The organism is Hyphomicrobium sp. GJ21, from assembly GCF_001006785.1.
GTDB lineage: Bacteria > Pseudomonadota > Alphaproteobacteria > Rhizobiales > Hyphomicrobiaceae > Hyphomicrobium_B.
This window is the reverse complement of the sequence record NZ_CDHO01000001.1, coordinates 60,586-82,595: the sequence shown is the minus strand read 5'-3', so window position 1 is coordinate 82,595 and position 22,010 is coordinate 60,586. Positions and strand designations below refer to the sequence as shown.

The 22,010-nt window shown below is 61.7% G+C and carries 25 protein-coding genes and 1 tRNA gene; 8 read left to right on the top strand and 18 right to left on the bottom strand.

Features of this window, described 5'->3' with window-relative positions:
* Nucleotides 1-64: 64 nt before the first annotated feature.
* Nucleotides 65-1,594 (top strand): YifB family Mg chelatase-like AAA ATPase, encoded by a 1,530-nt coding sequence (locus tag HYPGJ_RS00385; protein ID WP_046845381.1) that lies wholly within the window; start codon nt 65-67, stop codon nt 1,592-1,594.
* A 142-nt stretch (nt 1,595-1,736) separates the two neighbouring features.
* On the opposite strand, the gene folD is transcribed toward HYPGJ_RS00385, so the two are convergent.
* From folD to HYPGJ_RS00370, 3 genes are read right to left on the bottom strand one after another with little or no spacing between them, the layout of a single operon-like run.
* Nucleotides 1,737-2,624: a bifunctional methylenetetrahydrofolate dehydrogenase/methenyltetrahydrofolate cyclohydrolase FolD gene (folD, locus tag HYPGJ_RS00380; protein WP_046845380.1), complete on the bottom strand. Its 888-nt coding sequence runs from the start codon at nt 2,622-2,624 to the stop codon at nt 1,737-1,739.
* Between the two features lie 19 nt (nt 2,625-2,643).
* Complete coding sequence (locus HYPGJ_RS00375; protein ID WP_052750744.1) at nt 2,644-2,994, bottom strand: DUF167 family protein; 351 nt, start codon at nt 2,992-2,994, stop codon at nt 2,644-2,646.
* Nucleotides 2,991-3,281, bottom strand: coding sequence for a YggT family protein (locus HYPGJ_RS00370; protein ID WP_013217163.1), 291 nt, complete (start codon nt 3,279-3,281; stop codon nt 2,991-2,993). Before HYPGJ_RS00370 ends, HYPGJ_RS00375 begins: the two co-directional genes overlap by 4 nt.
* A 252-nt stretch (nt 3,282-3,533) precedes the next feature.
* Between HYPGJ_RS00370 and HYPGJ_RS00365 the strand changes: the two genes are divergently transcribed.
* Nucleotides 3,534-3,609: transfer RNA gene (locus HYPGJ_RS00365), tRNA-Ala, on the top strand.
* Nucleotides 3,610-3,716: 107 nt separating this feature from the next.
* Here the strand turns inward: HYPGJ_RS00365 and HYPGJ_RS00360 are convergent.
* From HYPGJ_RS00360 to HYPGJ_RS00350, 3 genes are all read right to left on the bottom strand, one after another.
* A complete protein-coding gene (locus HYPGJ_RS00360) occupies nt 3,717-4,223 on the bottom strand; it encodes a hypothetical protein (RefSeq protein WP_244465957.1) in 507 nt (168 codons plus the stop codon).
* Nucleotides 4,224-4,499: 276 nt separating this feature from the next.
* Nucleotides 4,500-5,324 carry a ribonuclease HII gene (locus HYPGJ_RS00355; RefSeq protein ID WP_046845379.1) on the bottom strand — a complete coding sequence of 275 codons (825 nt, stop codon included), beginning with the start codon at nt 5,322-5,324 and terminating at the stop codon, nt 4,500-4,502.
* Nucleotides 5,325-5,373: 49 nt separating this feature from the next.
* Nucleotides 5,374-7,338, bottom strand: coding sequence for a hypothetical protein (locus tag HYPGJ_RS00350; protein WP_046845766.1), 1,965 nt, complete (start codon nt 7,336-7,338; stop codon nt 5,374-5,376).
* Between the two features lie 373 nt (nt 7,339-7,711).
* On the opposite strand from HYPGJ_RS00350, the gene HYPGJ_RS00345 reads away from it, so the two are divergent.
* The 3 genes from HYPGJ_RS00345 (at nt 7,712) to HYPGJ_RS00335 (ending at nt 11,156) form a co-directional block, all read left to right on the top strand.
* Nucleotides 7,712-8,974 (top strand): multidrug effflux MFS transporter, encoded by a 1,263-nt coding sequence (locus HYPGJ_RS00345; RefSeq protein WP_052750743.1) that lies wholly within the window; start codon nt 7,712-7,714, stop codon nt 8,972-8,974.
* A gap of 131 nt (nt 8,975-9,105) precedes the next feature.
* Complete coding sequence (locus tag HYPGJ_RS00340) at nt 9,106-9,783, top strand: response regulator transcription factor (protein WP_046845378.1); 678 nt, start codon at nt 9,106-9,108, stop codon at nt 9,781-9,783.
* Between the two features lie 2 nt (nt 9,784-9,785).
* The gene (locus HYPGJ_RS00335) at nt 9,786-11,156 is read left to right on the top strand and encodes an ATP-binding protein (RefSeq protein WP_052750742.1); all 1,371 of its coding nucleotides are present in this window, start codon (nt 9,786-9,788) and stop codon (nt 11,154-11,156) included.
* Between the two features lie 174 nt (nt 11,157-11,330).
* On the opposite strand, the gene HYPGJ_RS00330 is transcribed toward HYPGJ_RS00335, so the two are convergent.
* From HYPGJ_RS00330 to HYPGJ_RS00320, 3 genes are read right to left on the bottom strand one after another with little or no spacing between them, the layout of a single operon-like run.
* Entirely contained in the window at nt 11,331-11,522 is a 192-nt protein-coding gene (locus HYPGJ_RS00330) for a hemin uptake protein HemP (protein ID WP_244465956.1), read from the bottom strand.
* 48 nt (nt 11,523-11,570) lie between these two features.
* Nucleotides 11,571-12,128 (bottom strand): hypothetical protein, encoded by a 558-nt coding sequence (locus HYPGJ_RS00325; RefSeq protein WP_046845376.1) that lies wholly within the window; start codon nt 12,126-12,128, stop codon nt 11,571-11,573.
* Nucleotides 12,121-12,372: a hypothetical protein gene (locus HYPGJ_RS00320; protein ID WP_046845375.1), complete on the bottom strand. Its 252-nt coding sequence runs from the start codon at nt 12,370-12,372 to the stop codon at nt 12,121-12,123. The genes HYPGJ_RS00325 and HYPGJ_RS00320 overlap by 8 nt, the downstream gene beginning before the upstream one ends.
* Before the next feature lie 215 nt (nt 12,373-12,587).
* On the opposite strand from HYPGJ_RS00320, the gene HYPGJ_RS00315 reads away from it, so the two are divergent.
* Both HYPGJ_RS00315 and HYPGJ_RS00310 read left to right on the top strand, forming a co-directional pair.
* Complete coding sequence (locus HYPGJ_RS00315; RefSeq protein ID WP_046845763.1) at nt 12,588-13,166, top strand: cytochrome b; 579 nt, start codon at nt 12,588-12,590, stop codon at nt 13,164-13,166.
* A complete protein-coding gene (locus HYPGJ_RS00310; protein WP_083983982.1) occupies nt 13,166-13,744 on the top strand; it encodes a YceI family protein in 579 nt (192 codons plus the stop codon). The genes HYPGJ_RS00315 and HYPGJ_RS00310 overlap by 1 nt, the downstream gene beginning before the upstream one ends.
* Here the strand turns inward: HYPGJ_RS00310 and HYPGJ_RS00305 are convergent, their stop codons facing one another.
* From HYPGJ_RS00305 to bioB, 5 genes are read right to left on the bottom strand one after another with little or no spacing between them, the layout of a single operon-like run.
* On the bottom strand, nt 13,745-14,725 hold the full coding sequence (locus HYPGJ_RS00305; protein WP_046845374.1) for a beta-ketoacyl-ACP synthase III: 981 nt from the start codon (nt 14,723-14,725) through the stop codon (nt 13,745-13,747).
* Nucleotides 14,722-15,981 carry an adenosylmethionine--8-amino-7-oxononanoate transaminase gene (locus tag HYPGJ_RS00300; protein WP_046845373.1) on the bottom strand — a complete coding sequence of 420 codons (1,260 nt, stop codon included), beginning with the start codon at nt 15,979-15,981 and terminating at the stop codon, nt 14,722-14,724. Before HYPGJ_RS00300 ends, HYPGJ_RS00305 begins: the two co-directional genes overlap by 4 nt.
* The gene (gene bioD / locus HYPGJ_RS00295; protein ID WP_046845372.1) at nt 15,978-16,625 is read right to left on the bottom strand and encodes a dethiobiotin synthase; all 648 of its coding nucleotides are present in this window, start codon (nt 16,623-16,625) and stop codon (nt 15,978-15,980) included. The genes HYPGJ_RS00300 and bioD overlap by 4 nt, the downstream gene beginning before the upstream one ends.
* Nucleotides 16,622-17,755: an 8-amino-7-oxononanoate synthase gene (locus tag HYPGJ_RS00290; protein WP_046845371.1), complete on the bottom strand. Its 1,134-nt coding sequence runs from the start codon at nt 17,753-17,755 to the stop codon at nt 16,622-16,624. The genes bioD and HYPGJ_RS00290 overlap by 4 nt, the downstream gene beginning before the upstream one ends.
* Nucleotides 17,739-18,809: a biotin synthase BioB gene (bioB, locus tag HYPGJ_RS00285; protein ID WP_046845370.1), complete on the bottom strand. Its 1,071-nt coding sequence runs from the start codon at nt 18,807-18,809 to the stop codon at nt 17,739-17,741. The genes HYPGJ_RS00290 and bioB overlap by 17 nt, the downstream gene beginning before the upstream one ends.
* 354 nt (nt 18,810-19,163) lie before the next feature.
* On the opposite strand from bioB, the gene HYPGJ_RS00280 reads away from it, so the two are divergent.
* Nucleotides 19,164-19,418: a hypothetical protein gene (locus HYPGJ_RS00280; protein WP_046845369.1), complete on the top strand. Its 255-nt coding sequence runs from the start codon at nt 19,164-19,166 to the stop codon at nt 19,416-19,418.
* Between the two features lie 34 nt (nt 19,419-19,452).
* On the opposite strand, the gene HYPGJ_RS00275 is transcribed toward HYPGJ_RS00280, so the two are convergent.
* From HYPGJ_RS00275 to HYPGJ_RS00260, 4 genes are all read right to left on the bottom strand, one after another.
* Nucleotides 19,453-19,902, bottom strand: a complete 450-nt coding sequence (locus HYPGJ_RS00275) for a DUF1178 family protein (protein WP_046845368.1) — start codon at nt 19,900-19,902, stop codon at nt 19,453-19,455.
* Complete coding sequence (locus HYPGJ_RS00270; RefSeq protein WP_046845367.1) at nt 19,903-20,787, bottom strand: carbon-nitrogen hydrolase family protein; 885 nt, start codon at nt 20,785-20,787, stop codon at nt 19,903-19,905.
* 2 nt (nt 20,788-20,789) lie between these two features.
* Nucleotides 20,790-21,062 carry a glutaredoxin 3 gene (gene grxC, locus HYPGJ_RS00265; RefSeq protein ID WP_046845366.1) on the bottom strand — a complete coding sequence of 91 codons (273 nt, stop codon included), beginning with the start codon at nt 21,060-21,062 and terminating at the stop codon, nt 20,790-20,792.
* 115 nt (nt 21,063-21,177) lie between these two features.
* The gene (locus HYPGJ_RS00260; RefSeq protein WP_348270888.1) at nt 21,178-21,873 is read right to left on the bottom strand and encodes a ComF family protein; all 696 of its coding nucleotides are present in this window, start codon (nt 21,871-21,873) and stop codon (nt 21,178-21,180) included.
* Nucleotides 21,874-22,010: the final 137 nt, after the last annotated feature.

Below are 22,010 nucleotides of genomic sequence, written 5' to 3'. Positions count from 1 at the left end.
TCCTTGTTTGTTCTTTACAGCCTCATCGGGGTGCGATAGGGTTGCCTCGGAATGGGGGCATCGCATGTACGGGCAGATTTCAACTCTGGCGTTTATTGGAATCGAAGCTCGGCCCGTCGAAGTCCAGGTACGGGTGACGCCCGGAGCAGCCGCCTTCGCCATCGTCGGCTTGCCGGACAAGGCCGTTGCCGAAAGCCGCGAGCGCGTCCGCAATGCGCTCCACGCTGTCGGCCTCGGGCTCCCGTTCAAGCACATCACCGTGAACCTCGCCCCTGCTGATCTGCCCAAGGAAGGCAGCCATTTCGACCTGCCGATCGTGCTGGCGATGATGTCGGCGATGGAAGCCATCGCGCCTGACGCAATCGCGAATTACGCCGCGATCGGCGAATTGGCATTGGACGGATCGATCCGCGCCGTCCCCGGAACCCTTCCCGCCGCCATCGGCGCCAACCAGATGGGAAAAGGTCTGATCTGCCCCGCCGCGTCGGGACCCGAGGCCGCCTGGGCAAGCGAAGACCTCGATATCCTGGCCGCCCCGCATCTACTGTCGCTGGTCAACCACTTCAAGGGCACCCAGACGCTGTCGCGGCCGAAGCCGAACATTCTGCCGGCTCAAACCTCGCTCGCGGATCTGCGAGACATCAAGGGGCAGGAAACCGCCAAGCGCGCGCTCGAAATCGCAGCTGCCGGAAGCCACAATCTTCTGATGATCGGCCCGCCCGGCTCTGGCAAGTCGATGCTGGCCTCGCGGATGCCTTCGATCCTGCCGCCGCTCTCGCCGGAAGAAATTCTGGAAGTCTCGATGGTGCATTCGCTGGCGGGCGAGCTTGTCGGCGGCAAGCTGACGATCGAGCGGCCGTTCCGATCTCCACATCATTCCGCCAGCATGGCCTCGCTCGTCGGGGGCGGATCGCGCCCGCGTCCGGGAGAAGTCTCGCTCGCGCATCACGGCGTCTTGTTTCTCGACGAGCTCCCGGAATTTCAGCCCAACGTGCTCGACGCCCTGCGTCAGCCGCTCGAAGCCGGCGAGACGGTCATCGCGCGCGCCAATCACCGGATTTCGTACCCCTCGCGCATTCAGCTCATTGCCGCGATGAACCCGTGCAAATGCGGCGGGGCGTCTCCAGGCGAAAGCTGCCGCCGTGGGCCGCGCTGCGCCGCCGATTACCAGGCGCGCGTGTCCGGTCCTCTGCTCGATCGGATTGATCTGCAGATTGAGGTCCCGGCGATATCGGCAGCAGACCTCGTGCTGCCGCCTCCGAGCGAAGGCAGCGAGGATGTTCGCGCCCGCGTCACTGCGGCCCGCGAACGCCAGCGCTCGAGATTCTCAGCGCTCGGCGCCAAAGGCATTCGAACTAACGCCGACTGCTCGACGACGCTTCTCGAAAAAACCGCAACCCCCGATGAAGCTGGCGTTGCGTTGCTCCGTCATGCTGCCGAGACGCTGGGCCTTTCGGCGCGCGGATTCCATCGCACGCTGAAGGTTGCGCGGACCATCGCCGATCTCGAAGGCTCCGAAACCGTGGGCCGTGCACACGTCGCAGAAGCGCTTAGCTATCGCGGCGAAACCATGCGCCAATCCCGCGCTGCGTGAGCAAGCTATGGCGGAGAACGCTGGGCAATCATTATTTCCGCCGGCATGGCCGCGCAGATGGCCATCCACGCCACCACGAGGCAAATAAAAACGCCGGAGCTATTAGCTCCGGCGTTGAAAAATTTGCGAATTATCGCCTTGGTTACGCGAACGCTGACTTCACGCCCGCGATCATCGCCGCAGCTTGCGCGGCATTGCGCAACAGGCACGCGATCGTCATCGGCCCGACGCCGCCAGGAACCGGCGTGATGGCGCCTGCTACTTTCGCGCATTCCTCGTAGGCGACGTCGCCGACGAGCTTGGTCTTTCCGTTCTCCGACGGCACGCGGTTGATGCCGACGTCGATGATCGTGGCGCCGGGCTTGATCCAGCTCGCCTTGACCATCTCAGGAATACCGACCGCCGCAACGACGAGGTCGGCGCGCTTGACGACGTCTTCGATGTTTTTGGTGCGCGAGTGCGCAATCGTCACGCTGCAGTTTTCACGCAGCAGCAACGCCGCCACCGGCTTGCCGACGATATTCGAGCGGCCGATCACGACGGCATCGAGCCCCGAAAGACTCGGCAGAACGCTCTTCGCAAGAATGACCGAACCCGTCGGCGTGCACGGAACGAGCGCGCGCTCGCCGACCCAGAGCCGCCCGACGTTGACCGGATGGAAGCCGTCGACGTCCTTGTCGGGATTGATCGAATTCAGAACCTTCTCGGCATTGATATGCTTCGGCAGAGGCAACTGCACCAGAATGCCGTGGCATTCCGGGTCGTTGTTCAACTTGTCGACGAGCGCAAGAACGTCGGCTTCGCTGGTTTCCGCGGGAAGCCGATGCTCCCACGAGTTCATGCCGACTTCGACGGTCTGCTTGGCTTTGTTCGCCACGTACACTTTGCTTGCCGGATCTTCACCGACAAGCACGACGGCAAGCCCCGGCTTCAGGCCATGCTCCTTCTGCAACCGCGCGACTTCGGCCGCCACGTCGGCACGAACACTCGCGGCAATTTGCTTACCGTCTATGATTTTCGCTTCGGACATCCCTATTCTCCCTGGTCCACTAGCGCTGTAATTCTCTGGCTTTAATCTCCAATAATCTGTCGAGCTCTGCAGGCTCACCATCGATCTGCAATGCCTTGAGGCGCGATTTCCCGCCCTTTGCCAGCGAAACGGAACGCTTCGGCAAATCGAGCCAGCGCGCGACGAGCTGTTCGAGCGCCGCGTTAGCCGCACCATGTTCGGGAACAGCGCGCACCCTGGCCTGAAATGCCGGACCGTCGCTTGTGGAAGTCACGCCTTCGATGGCGTCCTTGGAGGATTTCGGCGTCAGCCGAAAGTGGACAAGAATGCACGCGTCGCCGTGCCGCCAAGGTTTACGATCCGGAATAGAGGCCTCAGACCCGGCGCTCAAGCCACGGCCTTGGCAATATTCGGAAGCAAGACGCTTTGGATGAAATAGCACGCCAGCAGCAGGATCACCGGCGAGATGTCGATGCCGCCCAGGTTCGGCATGATGTTGCGGATCGGCGCGAGTAGCGGTTCAGTGACCGCATTCAGCGCCTGCCAGATGGATCGGACCATCGGGTTGTAGGCATTGATGACGCCGAACGCCATCAGCCAGGAAACGATCACGACCGCGATCACGATGTAGGTATAGAGCGTGATGAGGTAGCTGATAAAACTGAGAAGTTCGAGCATCGTTGATCCAGATGTGAGGCTGCCGCGGGCGTCATGTAGCCCCGTCGGGGCTGCGGTCGCAAGTGGCTGGCGGCCTGGTCGGCACTCTTAAGGCTGTAAACGGCACGCCGACCGACGCCGGCACGGCAAAATCGTTGGCTGCCCGTCAGCAAACAAGGTTCGCCCGCGTCGCCTTCGCTGCCTTTGCGTCGCGCCAGAGGTCGTGCGGCTTCCTTGACAACGCCGAGCCTCGCCACCTAAATGCGCCCGTTCGGGGCCGTAGCTCAGATGGGAGAGCGCTGCAATCGCACTGCAGAGGTCAGGGGTTCGATTCCCCTCGGCTCCACCAATGAATTCAACCGCTTATATAATCAACAACACCGCCGGTCTGAGTTACCCTTAGTCCACGCGTCGGCTGGGGTCTGCGATGCCAGGTCGTGGTCGCTGATTTATGCTCTACCCGGCGAGTGATCGTGGTCGGCGCGCGAAATAGATCGCGAACAGCCCTGCCGTCACCAGAAACGCGATCGACGAATACAACACGACAATCGGATTGAAGGGCACGCCGGACCACTCCGGCATGATGATGTCGGCCGTATTGAATGGCTCGACGCCGTTCGCGCAAATTTCGAGCGCCGATTCTTCGCGGATCATATCGACCCTGATGCGCATCGCGAGATCGCGGACCGGCGACGGATTGGACGAAGTGCGTTCGAGACGATGCAATAGCGCTTTGCTGCCTGCCAGATAGGCATGCGTGCAGCCGTTGAAGGGACTGTCTTCGTTGCCAAGGCTTCCTGGAACGAGCCCCCACAGACAATACGTGAACTGCAGATTGATGAAATTCTGAAGCGTTCGTGCTTCAGCGTCGGGTCGCGGCTCGCGGTTCGCAAGATCGAGAATGGCGTTTTTGTACGTCGCCATGACGCGCAACTGGCCGTGCGAAAGATTTGGAATAGACAATCCCGCGGTGCTCGCGGCCGTCCTTTTCGTATGGGCTTCAGCGGAGGTCGCGCATGCGAACAGAAACCCGAGCAGGAATGCGGCAGCCCGTAACAGCTTGGCTCGCTGCTCATGACGCACGCGAGCCCGCGTCGGATGCCAACTTTCACCCGCCACAGAATCAAACTCTCGCTGGAATACGGAGGCGACACCGCCCATCGTTCGTTCACCGTCTCGAACAGGCTCTTACGAACGATCTGCTTACCCGTGGCGCGCGGTGTTAGCAAATCGGTATCGTTAAAGGTTCCGCTCGTGCGCAGACTCGGACCAAGGCGGCAGCGGCGGCAAGCCAAGCACTGCCCGCACCGGCGCGAACGAGCGGCGGTGAACCGGCGACGCGCCAAGCTTGTTCAGCGCCGCAAGATGCTCGCGGACCGGATACCCTTTGTGCTTCGAAAATCCGTATCCCGGATGATCGCCATCTAATTTGCGCATTAAGGCGTCGCGCGCGGTTTTGGCGAGGATGGATGCGGCGGCGATGGTCAGGCTTTTCGCATCACCCTTCACGATGGGCTGCTGCGGAATCGCGAGATCTTTGATGCGCCGTGCATCGATCAGAACGTGCTCTGGTTGCGTCGCGAGCCCTTCGACGGCGCGACGCATCGCAAGCAGTCCTGCCCAATAAATATTAATGCGGTCGATTTCCTCGACCTCGGCGAAGCCGACCGACCAGGCGATCGCGGTGGCTTTGATTTCGATGGCAAGCCGGTCGCGCGTCGCCGCATCGAGTTTTTTCGAGTCGTCGACATCGGCAATTCGCGCGCCCGGTGCGAAGATGACGGCGGCAGCTGACACGGGCCCGGCAAGCGGGCTCATGCCCGCTTCGTCGACGCCGGCGACGAACTGCACGCCCGTCTTCCAAAGCGACGTCTCGAAACGCAGCAGCTTGCGAATGCGCTGCCCTTCCGATCGGCTGTCGAAATGCCGTCGCGCAATTGCGTCCAGAATAGCTTTTGCGCCCGGCCGCGGATCGGCGAGGAGTGCCGCCTCGGTTGCGGAATCCAATGGTCGCCGCTCAAGCACATGGCGGCGTCGAAGTTCGGAAAGAACAAACTTGGTCACGACGGGCGCCTTCGCCCTCCTGCATGGGCAATTCGAATAACTTCAAAATCTAGTCGCGAGCAGGCCGCCGCCGCTCGTGGAACCACGGCCGATACTCCGCCATCTTCTGTCTTTGCGCAGCCGACGCCTGCTTCTTGCACGTTGTCGCCTCGTCGCTCTTGGTCGGCGCGCCCCAGCGGCGTTCAGCGCAATCGTTGACATTATAGGCCATTTCGAGATCGGCGGTGCGCTCGACCACATCCTTGAGCGCCAAAGGCCACTGCGAGCCATCGCTGCGCGTGTACGAAAACTTCCGTGTCGCCAATTCGGACGTAAGCGTTTGATCGAGCTCCGCCTTGACGTCCGCGCCGCTCTTTCCCGCCGGCATCGCGTAGCGCTCCGGCCGTCGTGCCACCCGTTCCGGAAATCCCCGGACGACGTCGATCGCGATCAGCAGACGAAGGTCACGTGAGGGCGTCGAAAAATCTTCCCAGGCTCCGGTTGTCTCGAAAATCGACGCGCCGTTCGGGATCGCAACCTCGGCGCCGCCGCCGTTCAGATACTTGCGGCCATTTTCGACGGATGTGACGCGCGTCTTCACCTGCTCTTCGAGCGCGGTGGTCACTTCCTGCATCGCGCGCAGCGGATCGAGAGGCGCGGGTGACATCACGTCATCCATGCGATCGTAGAAGTCCTCGACGCCGAGCTTCGACTGTTCAAGGGAAAAGTCGCCGTAGTCCGCATCGTTGACGATCTCGGCGTTGGTGAGACGCCGGAGGCCACCGGATTTATCGGCGACAATCGGACGGAAGCGTTTGAAGCCCGGGCTGCCGAGCGATGGATTTTGCGCGAACAGGAAATTGCCGCGCCAGAAGCGCTTGCGCGCGACCGTGCCGTCCGGCTGGCCATCGACGGCAAGGAATACGCCCGCAGCCTCGCTGGTCTGCGCCACGCGCTTCACGAGCACCAGAACATGCCCGTAAGGGTCGGCATAGATCGTACCGGGGCGCAGAGTCTCTTCCTTCAGCGCGACCGGATAGTAATCGGTCTTGTCGTCCTCAGCCGCTGTCCGTCCGCCGCCCGAGTGCACGGCGTTTGCAAGCGTCGATCGCAAATAATAACCGAAGCCCGGCACCAACCCCGGCGGCCGGGATTTGCCACGCGCCGTCGAAATCTTCGCGGAAACGGTTTCGAAAAGTCCGGAGATTAGACCGGGCTTGGCCTCAGCAACTTTCTGCTCCTCATTGCCGAAGCGCGGATCTTCTTTTTGGATGTTCCACCACTGTGTGCATCGCGGGGGATTGCCGCCGCCACCGCGCGAGCATTTGGAATATCCGAACGGCAAGCCCATCTTGAACGCGAAATAGGCGCGCAGAAAATACGGAAGGTCGGCGCAGTCGGGGCGGATAATCAGACCTTTGCGGTCCTCGCCAAGCCCCAGATGATCGAACAGGACGTTCCGGGACTGATCGCGCAGCACATCGTGAAGCGCGGGCCATGACAGCGCTTCGTCGATCGGCGCATCGAAGAGCTTTTCGATCCACGCCGAGTACAGATTTTCAGTTTTGCGGTTCCACGCCTGACGCACAGGCCAAACACTTTTGTCCGAGCTTTGCGAAGCAGCCTTCGCGGTGTTGCCGACAACGATATCGCGCGTAATCTTGCTGCACGCTGAAGCGGACTCGTCTGACGTGAGTGTCGCGCGCCACGTTCCCGCCGTCGGCTTCGCAATCTCGGCGAACCAGAAATACGGCGGACCACCGTGACGTTCGCGCGATTTGGCGGCGACGCTGCCATCCGGCGCGATCAGCGACAGCTCACCTGCGAGCGGTTGCTCGACCGTAAAGACGACGCGCAGCGAAGTGCCCTTCCAGGGGGACAACGGTGACACGAGCAAAGCAGGTTGTGCCGACGCATCGCATCCGTCGGAAGCTTCTTTGGCGGAGGCTTGAATGGCCGGTGCCAGAAACAGGAAAAGCCCGGCGATCAACAGCGAACGCAGCGGCGCGGCAGCCAAATGGCGTCGATAAAACACGTACAATCCCCCCGATGCCGTTCGCTACGGTTCTGCGCGCGAAAGCCTTTGCCTCAACAATGGCAGAATTATCACGACATACAATCCCGCCAACCTGATGCCCCGCGGGGTCGGAGCCGCCATAGCATCTGACCACGGATCGGCGCCGATGGAGGAGGCTGAATCTCCTTTGGATCGCAAGGCTATCGCTCGCTGGAGGACTCCGGCGCACGCGTGATCCCGGATGTCTGAAACCGCGTCATAGGCGGGGTCTGGCGAAAAAGAACGGAGCGGCGGCTTCGATAAGCCCTGCGACGTCTTACATGCCGCTTTTCGGCTCATGTTGGCGTAGTAGAAGCGGCGTCCAGTTCAGCAGGACATTTCAGAGACAAAAATGGCTCAACTAGAGCGCGGCGACACCGTGCCCTCCTCGGCGGACTCGCCGCAAGCGCTTCACAACTTGTCGTTCGTCGAATTCGTCGTGTTGACCGCGGCGATGATGGCGCTGACGGCGATCTCGATCGACATCATGCTGCCGGCGCTGCCCGAGATCGGCGAAGCATTGGGTGTCGCGAGCGCCAACGATCGCCAGTTGGTCGTCATTCTCTACATGGTCGGCTTCGCGGCGGGACAGCTCTTCTTCGGCCCGTTATCCGACCACATCGGCCGCAAGCCGGCGCTCATGGCGGGGCTTGCGATCTTCATCGTCGGCACGGTTGCCGCGCTCGTATCGAACGAGTTCCCGACACTGCTTGCGGCGCGGTTCGTTCAGGGGATCGGCGCCGCATCGCCACGCGTGATTGCGATCGCGGTGGTGCGCGATCTCTATGGCGGGCGACAGATGGCGCGCGTGATGTCGTTCGCGATGATGGTGTTCATCGTTATTCCGGTTCTCGCGCCGTCGATCGGACAGGCCCTCATTCATCTCGGCAATTGGCATTGGACGTTTTATGCGCTGCTCGCGATGGCAATCTTGATCGCCGTCTGGGCGGGCTTTCGGTTGCCCGAAACGGCCGCTCCGGCATTAGGTCTCGAACGCCCGATGACTTTGCGCGCCTCGCTCAAGGCCGCGATTTTCGATCCTCAGACGATGGCGTATGGCGCAGCCGGCGGCTTCATGTTCGGATGCCTTCTCGCCTATGTCGCGAGTTCCCAGCAGGTCTTCGTCGAGGTCTTCGGCATTGGGGAGGCATTCCCGGTCGTCTTTGGGGCGATCGCGTCCGTGATGGCGCTTGCGTCGTTCGTTAATGCCCGGCTCGTCGGCCGCTTAGGGATGCGAAGGCTCTCGCACGCGTCGCTCCTAGGGTTCGTTGGGCTGTCGCTCTGCCTTGCCGGCGCCGCAGCGGCCGGCATTGTGGGCATCGTGGTTTACGCGATCCTCCTCGCCGGAGCCTTTTTCCTGTTCGGGCTCATCGCGCCGAATTTCAATGCCATCGCGATGGAACCGCAAGGCCACAACGCCGGCATGGCATCCTCCGTGACCGGGTCGCTCTCAACCGCGATCGGCGCTATGGCGGGCGGCCTAGTTGCGCACGCCTTCAACGGCACGGTATTTCCGATCGCCGCCGGTTTCGTCGCGTGCAGCCTCATCGCCACCCTCATCGTCTTCGCCGTTGAAGGTAAACGAAGCTTTTTCGGCCGCAATCGGCTGGCATGATGGCACGGCTCGTGACCGGCGCGCGCCGGTGTTCAGTTGTGCGCGCCTGGGAAGGCGTCATATGCTGAGCGGCAACGCAGATGTCATCGCGGTCGAGTATCTTATAAGCCCTACGCATCGGGTCGGCGAAAATGCGAATCTTGCTGCTTGAAGACGATGCCAATACGGCCGCCTACGTCTCGAAGGGCCTCGAGGAAGAAGGGCATACCGTCGATCATTTGGCCGACGGCCGCGATGCGGTTGCTCAAGCCGTCGGCGAGACCTACGACGTCGTCATCCTCGATCGCATGCTGCCCGGTCTCGATGGCCTGGCGATCATTAAAGAGATCCGCAGCGCCGGACGCCGCGTGCCCGTGCTGTTCCTGACGGCGCTCGGCGGCGTCGACGATCGCGTCGAAGGTCTCGATGCGGGTGGCGACGATTATCTCGTCAAGCCATTCGCATTCTCGGAATTACTCGCGCGCGTGAATGCGCTCGCACGCCGGCCCCATACCATTGGCGAAGAGACTCGGCTCAAGGTTGGCGATCTGGAGATCGATCTCGTCAGCCGCAAGGTCACGCGCGGCGGCGACACGATCGACCTCCAGCCTCGCGAGTTCCGGCTGCTTGAAGTTCTCATGCGCAACCGCGGCCGCGTCGTGACGCGCACGATGCTCCTCGAGCGCGTGTGGAGCTTCCATTTCGATCCGAAGACGAGCGTCGTCGAAACCCATATTTCGCGCCTGCGCGCAAAAATCGACAAGCCCTACGAGACGGAGCTTATCCATACGATCCGCGGCTGTGGTTACACCGTGAACGATGGTGCCTGACGTTGCGGGATCTTCTGAGACGCACGCCATTCCGTCTGGCAGCTGCCTTTTCGCTCTTCTTTATTACGACAGTCCTGGCGCTCTTCACCGTCATCTATCTCGTATCCAGCGCGCGCCTCGTGAGCGACATTCGCGATCGCGTACGAACGAACATCGAATCGCTCGCGATTTTGGATGGCGATAGAACCTTCGACGACCTGGTGGCGGTCGTAGCGGAGGAAAGCGAATCCGTCCGCGATCCGGATTTCATCATCGAACTCGTCGACAAGAACGGAAAGTTTCTCGCGGGCAATGTCCGCGACGTCCCCCAGTCGACCCAGTGGATGACGCTGAAGCGCTCGAGTCTCAATTTCTCGATGGATCGCGGCGAACCGACCGACGAGTTCCTGGCAATCTGGAAACCTCTGTCGAAGGGAAGTTTGCTGGTCGGTAGCGACAACAGCGAAGTCAAGCAAATGAAGTCGTTTTTGCTGAAGCTTCTGGCTTACGGCCTTGTCGCGACATCGATCGCAATTGCGCTGTGTGCGGTCTACTTTGCGCGCCAAACCCAGCACCGCATTGATGCCTTTGCAAATCCTTTGGCGCGCGTTTCGCGAGGCCAGATCTCCGCCCGCGTGCCGATCTCGGGCCTGCGCGATGACATCGATCAGATCGCGGGGCAGGTCAACGGCATGCTCGGAAATCTGCAGAAGCTCATCGAAAACGTAAACCAGTCGTCATCGGACATTGCGCACGACTTGAAGAAGCCGCTCGGGCGGCTGCGGCAACGCCTGGATGATGCGAGACGCAAAGCGCAAAGTCCGGCTGATTTTCAATCCGCGGTCGATGCCGCGTTGCTCGATATCGACTCCATCACGGAGACGTTTGATGCTCTTCTTCGGATCACACAGATCGAAGCCGGCGCGCGCAAGGACAAGTTCGTCGCCATTGATTTGCGCGTTCTGCTCGCCGATGTGCACGACGTCTATGACATCGTTGCCGAGGACGCAGGCGACAAGCTCAGTCTGATCAGTGAAGTCACACATCCCGCAATGGTGCAGGGTGATCCCGAGCTTCTGATGCAGGTGTTCGCCAACCTGGTCGAAAACGCCATCCGCCATTCGCCATCGGGAACTGCCATTGGATTGCGCCTTTATGCGGCTCCCGGCGTCTATCGGGTCGACGTGACGGACAGCGGCCCAGGCATTCCGGAATCGGAGCGCGAGAACGTGTTTCGCCGGCTTTATCGCCTGGAGCGCGCCCGCTCGACGGATGGCAGCGGATTGGGGCTGAGCCTCGTCGCGGCAATCGTCGATCTGCACGGCGCCAAGATCGCGCTCGCCGACAATGCGCCCGGTCTCAGGGTTGAAGTCAGTTTTCCCGCGAGGGTCTGAAGGAAGAGTAGACAGCGGGCCGGACGGCTGGGGTTTCATGCGGACCCGACCCGCTGTCGACGTGCGTAGAGCGGCGAGACGGGATGTCATGAGCTCTAACACGTTTCGGTAAGACCGAGCATGATCTCCGCTCGGCTTGTTCGTCAGCGGCGCGTCTGCACGCGCCGAAAAGCATTACTTGCTCAGGATGAGCTTTCCGGCCTCCGTGATGCGCAGTCGGTAATCTTGTCCGCGGTGCTCAAGAATGATCTCGCGCCCGCCCTGCATCAGCTCGCTCACGAGATATCTCGTGAGCGAGCTGCGCTTCTCGGCAGCGTCAGTTCCCCCCGTCGCGACCGGTGCAGGCATTTCCATCTTGTCCGACACATTCTTTTCGCATCGGCCGTGAGGCCGCCGCGCCCTACGAAACTTGCTCTAGTGAAGATAAAGCGCCTGAACGGTTTGCGATTCGAATTCAGCCGTTTGCTCCGGCTGCGGCACCGAGTGCTGCATCTGCGTATCGACGAGACAGCGCACGGCGAGCCGCGTGCGCTCCGTCGCCTGACCGTTGTTGAGCAGAAGCGCGATACCTTTTTCGAACGCGAGGCGGTCGCCCGTCCGCGCCGCCTTGAGCAGCCCCGTGACGGTCAGCTCGTCCGGAGACACGTGACGGCAGCCGACGCTGAGATAAGAAAATCCAGTGCCTCGTTCGAAACGCAGCGCGCGCATGAGCGCGGTGACGCGTGCGACGAGCAGCGGCCCGTCGACGGCGCCCAGATGCTCTTCCGCAAACCGGATCGCGACTTCCCAGCATTGCGCCGAGGCCGTCGCGTATACGTCGCAAATGCATCGGAAGACATCGAGCGTGACGTTCTCGGTGGGCGTGAATCCAAGTTCGCTCTGTAGCGGAAAGCCGAGAGCTTGTCCGGCGCACATTGGTTCTTCGTCCGGCCCGGCCGATGACGTCGCTTCGAGATTTTTGATCTTAAGCATCCGCCCGGCTCTCCATGTTCGAATAGAAACGCTGTGACGAATAGCGAGCAGCGGACCGCTCCGCGGTTTGTGGCGTGCGAATGTCGTCCGAAATGTTTGTGAGCATGCGATCGAAAACTGCGACGTGGCCCGTCGCCAGGTCCCAGATCATGCCGACGGATGCGGCAAACATCGACGCCGTATAGGCTGCATTCGATACGTCACGCGCATCGAATCGTTCACCGTCAAGGTGCGAACGCTTCATCCCAGTTCCCCAATGTAGCGGGGTTCAAGGCCCCGTAAATGGCAGATGCAGCATTCTAAACTAATCTATACTTATGGAGTCAAGTTTAAATTTGCGTGTTGCGATTGCGCCGATCGTTTTCTGGAATTCTGACATTGCCCCGATCACTTGAAAACGCTGAGTTTAATTCGCATTTCCCCGTTGCCATTTAATCGAGGGGAAGGGTGGCGGCCGTCATGTACATTCGTGACACATTGCAGGGTTACGGAATTGTCTCGCGCCTGTTCCATTGGAGCATGGCGATCGCGATCATCGGCATGTTCGCGCTTGGCGTATGGATGGTGACGCTCGATTATTATAGCCCCTACTATAACGCCGCTCCCAACTTCCATCGCAGCCTCGGAATTCTTCTGCTGATCGCGTTGCTCGTTCGGTGGCTCTGGCGCGCCGCCAACGTCAGGCCGTCGTCGGAGGAACTCTCGCCTTTTGAACGCAAGGCGGCGCACGTGACGCACGCGGGATTCTACGTACTCCTGCTTGCCTTGCTGATCAGCGGTTACCTGATATCAACTCCGGACGGGCAACCAATCGACGTTTTCGGATGGTTTGAAGTGCCCTCGATCGTCCAGGCACGTGGTCTTGAAAGCAGCGCCGGATATGTCCATCGCATCATCGCTTATGTCGTCATGGCGCTTGCAGTCCTTCACACGCTTGCCGCGCTGAAGCACCATTTTGTCAACAGAGACCGGATTTTGAATCGCATGTGGTCTGGGCCGGCGCGCCCTGCCATTAATCCAGAAGAGGAAAGTCACTGATGAAGATCGTAAAGACCGCCTTTGCCGTTGCAGCTCTTGCATCCGCGCTGTCGACGGTGGCGACGGCCGCGGACTATGTTGTCGACACGAAGAATGCGCACGCGTCGATCAATTTCCGCATCAAGCATTTGGGATTCAGCTGGCTTGCGGGCCGCTTCGACAAGTTTACCGGGACGTTCTCCTATGACGACAAGAACCCCGATGCCTCGAAAGTCAAAATCGAGATCGATACGGCGAGCGTCGATACCAATCACGCCGAGCGCGACAAGCATCTCCGCGCCGCTGATCTGCTCGATACCGATAGGTTCCCGACGGCGACTTTCGAAAGCACGAGCGTGAAATCGTCGGGCCAGGAAAAGGCGACGGTTTCCGGCAAGCTCACGCTGCACGGCGTGACCAAGGACATCGTGATCGAAGCACAGCGCGTCGGTGGCGGCAAAGATCCGTGGGGCGGCTATCGCGACGGCTTCACCGGAACGACGACGCTGAAGCTCGCCGACTTCGGCATCTCGCGCGACCTCGGACCGTTCTCGAAAGAAGTCGAGCTGACGCTCGATCTCGAAGGCATCAAGCAGTAGTCACCACCTGAAGACGGCGGCGCCGCCGGTCAGTCCGGCTCCCGCCGCCGTCATCAGAACGATATCGCCCGGCGCATACCGATGCTCTTGCGCCGACATCGACAGCGTCAGCGGGATGGTCGCCGCTGAACTATTCCCAAACATCGCAACGGTTGAGCGCGCGCGATCAGGGTCCACACCAATCTGATGCGCCACGGTGCCCATCATGCGAGCGTTCGCCTGATGCGGAATGAAGTGCGTAACGTCTGCCGCCGTGACACCGGCCTTGCGAAGTGCGATCTCCGCAGCATTTGACATCATCGCAACGGCTTTGCTGTAAACTGCCTGCCCGTCCGACAGGATCATCAGCGTTTCGCTGGCATCGAGATCGCGCGCGAATGGCCTGCGGCTGCCGCCGGCCGGTATCGAAATCAAATCGTAGTGCGCGCCTTGTGCCGCCAGATGCGCGCCGACGACCCCGCTATTCTGGCGAGCGCTCGGCGCCAGCAGCACCGCTCCAGCGCCATCCGCGAACAGAACGCTGCTTGCCCGTTCGGCTTCATTGATCCGGCGCGACAGGATGTTCGCCGCAATGACGAGAACCGTGACGCCCTGGCTGCGTACGAAGCTGTCTGCCAGCGTCAGTGCATACATGAACCCGGCGCACGCGCCCGCCATGTCGATGCCCCCGGCATTGCTGAGCCCGAGGCGATGCGCGACGAGCGGCGCAGTCGGCGGCAACAGATGATCGGGCGTCGAGGTCGCGAGCAGCAGCAGACCGATATCTTCACGTGCAAGCCCGGCGCGCGTGATCGCCATGTCGCCCGCGCGGATCGCGAGATCGGATAGTGCCTGATCGTTGGCGGCGTAGCGCCGCTCGTCGATTCCGGTGCGTCGCTTGATCCACCCGGCCTCGAGCCCTAGGCGCGCTTCGATTTCCGAGTTCGGAACGATGCGCTCCGGCGCATAGTGCCCAAGCCCGATGATCTCGACGCCGCTCATCGCCGAACCTCATCGACAACTTCGGAGATGGCCGCATAGACGCCATTCAAATCGTCGGCCGTAGCGCAATAGGGTGGCATGATGTAGATCGTCGCGCCGAGCGGCCGCAGTAGAACATTACGATCGAGAAGTTTTCGCCGCAGCGATAGCGCCACGTCAGCGAGATATCCCGTGCTCGCACCGCGCAATTCGAACGCCGCGATCGTTCCGATCTGGCGCGCATTTTCAAATCGCGGATCGTTTGCGATCTGAGCCAAGCACGCAGTCTGCGCTTTACTCACCGCATGGATACGTGACAAAACCGGTTCGCCCCTCCAGATGTCGAGGTTCGCAGCCGCTGCCGCGCACGCGATCGGATTGGCCGTGTACGAACTCGAATGAAAAAACATGCGCGAACGGTCTTGCGAATAATGTGCGTCGAAAATCGCTTCTGTGCATAGCGTTGCCGCGAGCGGGATCGAACCGCCCGTAATGCCCTTTGCAACGCAGATGATGTCCGGTGCAATCGTCGCCTGCTCTGAGGCAAACAGCGTTCCCGTGCGCCCGAACGCCGTCATTACTTCGTCGGCGATAAATACCACGTCGTGCCGCTTGCAGATGCGGTGCATTTCGGCGAGCGTTGCGGCGTCGTAAATCAGCATGCCGCCCGCGCCGAGGATCAGCGGCTCGCAAATGAACGCGGCGATGTCGCTCGCGCGGCAAGCACGTTCGAGCGCATCGAACGTCGTCTGCTCTGCGCCCGCAGTGGGAAACGGAATTCGTCCGACATCGAACAGCAGTGGCTCATAGGCCGCGTTGAACACGCCGCGCGCACCCGCCGACATCGTGCCGATCGTGTCGCCGTGATACGCGTGCTCGAGCGCCAGGATGCGCGTGCGCGGCTTGCCGATGTTCTTCCAGTATCCGAGCGCCATCTTCAGCGCGACTTCGACCGATGTCGAGCCGCTGTCGGAAAAGAAGACGTGGTCGAGGCCGGGCGGCGCAAGCTCGACGAGCCCGCGCGCGACCGCTTCCGCAGGCTCATGCGTGAAGCCCGCGAAGATCACCTGGTCGAGCTTTCCGGCCTGCTCTTGAATGGCGCGCACGATCTTCGGATGGCGGTGCCCGTGCGTAATCACCCACCAGGACGACACGCCGTCGAAGATGCGCCGGCCATCGGCGGTTTCGAGCCACGCACCGTCCGCCCGCGCGATCGCGAGCATGTCCGGTTCGAGGCCATGCTGCGTAAACGGATGCCAGACAGGAGAGCGGCTCATGGACCTGAGGCTCCGACGCCCAGAATATCCGGCACCGAAAAGTTCGCCGCAAAAGCCTTGCGCAACGTATTGCTATTCAACTCGGGAATCTGCGGCAGACGGCCGAGCCGTCGAACGCCGCCGAATGCCGGAATGATGCTTTCCGTGTCTGGAATTTCGTCACCGATGAACGCAATGCCGAGGATCGCTACGCCGCGCCGCTTCAGCGCTTCGATCGACAACAGCGAATGATTGATCGTGCCCAGGCGCGTTGAACTGCACAGCACGACGGGCAGCTTCCAGTCGGCGATCACGTCGATCTGTAACAGACGTCGCGTCAGCGGCACGTCGAGACCGCCGGCAAGCTCGATCACCAGCGGACCCGGGACGTCGCGTGGGCGCAAACGCAGAACGTCGATTTCAACGCCGTCGCGTTCCGCTGCGAAGTGCGGCGATGCCGGCGCGTTGAGCCTGTAGGCCTCGGGCAGAATGCGCAACGCCGAAAGCCCGCTCAGCCGCGCAACGGTCTTGGAATCCGTTTCGCCCGCAAGACCCGCCTGGATCGGCTTCCAGTAATATCCATCGAGCGCCTGCACCAGCGCAGCGGAAAAGATCGTTTTGCCGATATCCGTGTCGGTTCCGGCGACGACGATGCGCGTACTCATGCGGCGACCTCCGCTTCGGCAGTCACGAGATCGCCGATCAGGCGCGAAAGAACGGCTTCATCGGTGTTGAGCGTGATGGTGAGACGCAGCCGCGCGGTGCCTTCCGGCACGGTCGGCGGCCGGATGGCGCGGATATCGTAGCCACGTGCCTTCATCGCGGCCGCGAGCGCCAGCGCGGAATTGTCGGCGCCGATGATGATCGGCTGGATTTGCGATCCCGATGGCGCGAAGCGCGTCTTCGATTTCAATTCTCGTTCGGCGAACGCGATGAGTCCATGCAACCGTTCGCGCCGCTCCGGTTCATTCTGGCAAATCTGCAGCGCCGCGCGAACGGCCGCCGCGACGAGCGGCGATGGCGCGGTCGCGTAAATGAAAGCGCGCGCGCGATTGACCAGAAAATCCCGCATCGTCTTCGGCGCCAGCACCAGCGCACCCATGACGCCGAGCGCCTTGCCGCAGGTATGCAGCGTGATGACGTTGGCGGCACCTTCGAGGTGTGCCGCGAAACCTCGGCCCTCGGGACCGAATACTCCGGTCGCGTGCGCTTCGTCGACGATCAGCATCGCATCGTGGCGCGCCGCCAATTGCGCAAGCTTGTCGATCGGAGCCCGGTCGCCGTCCATGCTGTACAGGCTTTCGACGACGATCCAAGGCTGTCCGACGCCACCCGCCGCGCGCCAGGTTCTGATCGCGTCCTCGATGCTTTGCGGATCGTTGTGCCGCGCCGCCGTCGCTTCGGCTTTCGAAAGCCGCATGCCGTCGTGCACGCTGGCGTGAATGAGTTCATCATAGACGATCAGGTCGCCACGTGACGGCAGCGTCGCCATCAGCGCCGTGTTCGCGATGAAGCCGCCGCCGAAGAACAGCGCTGTCTCCGCGCCGAAGAACGCCGCCGCCTCCGCTTCGAGCGCTTCGTGCTCGGGATGATTGCCACGCAGCAGGCGCGACCCACCGGCGCCGATCGGCAAGCCGCGTTCGATCGCAGCAACGACCGCGTCCGCAAGCGCCTGCGATTGCGCGAGACCCAGATAGTCGTTCGACGTGAAGTCGATCCCGGCTGGCGTGTCGAGCGACCTCAGCCGCCCACGCCGCAGCAGGGCGTCGAGCGCACGCTCATGATTGGAGGGCATCCTGGCGACCCGCGCACGTCGCGGGCTCATGGTCTTGGGTTTGATCAGGTTCGAGTTCGAGCGGCGCGAGGCCGAGCTTGGCAAACAAGAGGCTGTCTTTGTCTTCGCCCGGGTTGTCGGCCGTCAGCAGCGTCTCGCCGACGAAGATCGAGTTGGCGCCGGCGAAGAAGCACAGCGCCTGCATTTCGTCGCTCATGTCGGTGCGGCCCGCCGAGAGACGAACGAACGACTTTGGCATCAGAATGCGCGCGACGGCGATGGTGCGAACGAAATCGATCGGATCGATGCGCTCGGCATTTTCGAGCGGCGTGCCGGGAATCGCGATCAGCATGTTGATCGGCACGCTTTCGGGATGCTCGTCGAGATTGGCGAGCGTGACCAGCATATCGACGCGGTCCTCGCGCTCTTCGCCCATACCGACGATACCGCCCGAGCAGACCTTCATCCCGGCATCGCGCACGCGCGCCAGGGTGTCGAGGCGGTCGGCGTAGGTGCGGGTCGTAATGACCTTGTTGTAATAGGCTTCGGAAGTGTCGACGTTGTGATTGTAATAGTCGAGGCCCGCATCGCGCAGCCGCACGATATCGTTGTCGGTCAGCATGCCGAGCGTCATGCACGTTTCCATGCCGAGCCCCTTCACGCCTTCGACCATCGCGACGACGGTATCCATGTCGCGCGCCTTCGGGCTGCGCCAGGCCGCGCCCATGCAATAGCGCGTCGCGCCCGCCGCCTTGGCTTTCTTGGCCTCGTTGATGACCCGCTCGACTTCCATCAACTTCGATGCCTTGAGCCCGGTCTTGTGATGGGCGGACTGGCTGCAATAGCCGCAGTCTTCCGCGCAGCCACCCGTCTTGATCGACAGCAGCCGGCTCATCTGGACCTTGTTGGGATCGAAGGAGGCCCGGTGCACCATCTGCGCCCGGAACAGCAAATCCATGAACGGCAGATCGTAGAGCGCCATCGCTTCTGCGCGTGTCCAATCGTGACGGGGCGCGGACGTCGCACGGGGTGACGGGCGCGCGGACGCATCGAGTCGGGTCACGTTTGACGTCATGTGCTGGGTGGTCTCCGCAGGATCGACAGGTCCTGATTGCTGAATGTTTCTAGCGCGTCACGCCCCGCTCGCAACCACCAAAATGCCTCTGCCTTTCGCAGCCGGTCCTTGAGGGCCGTCGCGCGCCGTCGCGGGATCGACCATATGACGCCGGGTCGGCGAAGTGATCGAAAATTTATCAATATGATCAATGGAATAAACCCGAAATTCGCGCAAAGGTTTATAGCCGGATGATCTCCGGGGCAGCGGCTGAGTTTGGAAAAATTTTAGATCACAGCAGGGAGCCAGCGCGCGTCCAACGGCGTTTATCGACCGCCGTTCTTTAAAATCCCCTCCCCGGTTGCAGGTCGATCCATGAAGAAAGCAGTCCGTTTAGGACTTCTGGCTGAAGCACTCCAAGGCGACGAAAGCTTTGTCCAACTCGGTTTCCTGGCGAAAAAATCCGCCGACAGGCTTCTGATCGAACGCGACGGGCACCTGCGGGGCATTTGGACGGCGGACAAGGAAGCCTACGTCTGGACGGCCGCGGGCTACACCCAGCCGAGCTTCAGGACGGCGTTGCTGCCGGAAGCACTGAAATACACGCTGATCGAAATTGCCCGGCATTGAGGGACGGAACCCCACCGCAGACCCAAGGCCCCGCCTAGTTGAGGTCTTCAGGCAACTCCGGCAGAATGCTGAAAGGAACGCCGTCCTGATGCAACGACTGCGCTTCCTCCGCGGTCGTGCTGCCGCGAATGTTGCGCTCTTCCGCCTCGCCGAAATGAATCTTCCGCGCTTCCTCCGCGAACCGCCCGCCGACGTCCTCGGAATTCTCCATGACGGCTTTTTTGAAAGCGCGCAGCGCGGTCGCCATGGCCGCGGGCGGCGCACTCGGCGCGGCGACAGCAGGCAGTTGCTCCGGCGCTGGAGCACCTTTGTTGCCCCGCGCGGACACGACAGCGGGCGCCATCGGCAGTTTGCTGATCTCCGTGGATGCGCACAGCGGGCAAGTCACAGCGCCTGAGCGCGACTGCTTATCGTAGTCGGCAATACTCCGGAACCAGCTTTCGAACTCGTGGCCGTCAGCGCAGCCCAGGCGATACTTGATCATCTATTTTCTTATGGTCTCGAGCCGCGACGCCCGCTCCTCGACGACGGAGAACGTTCGGTCATGCGTCAGAGATGGGATTTTGCGCCGGACTTCGTCAATACGCTGCGTATCGATGTCGCCGATCACGACGCCAGGCTCTGTTCCGCCTTCGCCTAGAATTTCGCCCCACGGCGAGATGATCAGGCTGTGCCCGAACGTCTCGCGGCCATTTTCATGACGGCCGCCTTGCGCTGCCGCCACGATGAACGTTTCGGTTTCGATCGCGCGTGCTCTGAGCAGCGTATGCCAATGCGCTTCGCCGGTGATGCGCGTGAAGGCGGCAGGTCCCGCAATGAACGACGCTCCGGCCTTGGCGAGTGCCCGGTGCAGCGCCGGAAAGCGAAGGTCGTAGCAAATCGTCAGGCCGAGGCGTCCCCAGGGCAATTCGGAAATCACCGCGTTGGAGCCTGCCTGATAGTTGACGCTTTCGCTGTAGACCTCGCCCTTGCCGAGATCGACGTCGAACATATGGATTTTATCGTAGCGGGCGCTGACATCGCCATTGGGCGCGAAGAGGTAGGAGCGGTTCGCAAGCCGCCGCTCTCCGATCTTCACCGCCATAGAGCCGATGTGCAGCCAGATTTTCTTGTCCGCTGCAGCTTGAGAAAACGCCGCGAGAGAGGCGTTGCCTGCTTCCGGCTTGGTTTCGGCCATCAGCCGCTCGGTATCGACTTCCATCAGCGTCGTGCATTCCGGTGTTTGCACGTATGCGGCCTGCTGCGCCGCGGCCTCGCCGATGAGCGCCACCGCGTCAGAGACGTTGCGGGCAACGTCGCGACCGGCGCACATCTGGACCAGCGCCGCCCGGAATACCGATTTGGACGCCGCCTGCGGTGATGATGTCATCGTCACGATGCCGACGTCGTCTGTGCCAGAAGCGCGTCGAGCTTGCCCGAGCGTTCGAGATCGAAAAGATCATCGCAACCGCCGACGTGAACGCTGCCGATCCAGATTTGCGGCACCGTGTTCCGCCCGCCCGCGCGCGCTCTCAAGTCCGCGCGCAAATCGCTTCGGCCCGTCAGATCGATCTCCTCGAACGCCGCTCCTTTGCGTCTCAGAAGATCCTTTGCCATATGGCAGTAACAGCAATTCCCAGCCGTGTAGACCGTCACCTTATGCATAACGTCGGCGCCTCTCCGTACGCCTCCCAAATCGTCCAACCCAAAACTACCGCGTTCGCGAGGTCATGCAACCTGCATTGCGACATTTGCGCGCCTTTGCCACGGTTTTTCGGCCTCAAGATGAACTGTTGGCAACGATCGCGAGCGCCAGCACGTCGACGCGCCGCGCACCGGCGCGCTTCAGCGTCAGAGCAGCAGCGGAAGCCGTAGCGCCTGTGGTGATGACATCGTCGATCAGAACGACGTTTTTCCCCGCGATCGACGCGATTTCGTTCGACGGCACACGAAAGACGCCGGATACGTTCCGCTGGCGCTGGGCGCGCGTAAGCCCAACCTGATGCGGCGTCGAGCGTGAACGGACAAGCGCGAACGGTCTCACCGGCTTATTCGCGAGCCGTCCCGTTTCGGCTGCAAGAATTTGGGCTTGATTGAACCGCCGCGAGAGTAGACGCCAGCGCGCGAGCGGCGCAGGGACCAGCAGGTCGGCGTCATCGAGCAGCTCGCGGCCGGCCTCCGCCAGCCAGCGTCCAAAAAGATGGCGCGCATGATGCGTATCGTGGAATTTGAACGCATGGATGAGCTCCCGCATCACCCCGTCGAAATTCGCGACAGCGCGGGCGCGGTCGAAGCCCGGAGGGTCTGCCACGGCGGCAGCCGAAACCATTCGCCCGCCGGTGTCGTAGGGTAATGGCAGGCCGAGCCGGTCGCAGAGCGGCGGCCTGACGAAATTCACCCGTCGCCAGCAGGCCGGACAAAGCGCATCATGCGCCGTAATGTGGGTCCGGCAGGCGAGGCAGAGCGGCGGAAGCAAGACATCGAGCGTGGCTCGTCCGGCGCGACCGAAAGCGCGAAAGAGTCGCGCAGCACGAGTCTCTGGCGCTGTGTCATCTTGCAGCGCAAAATTTTGCTCATCGGTCGTCGATCGTGCCGTCATTGCTGCAACTTAGC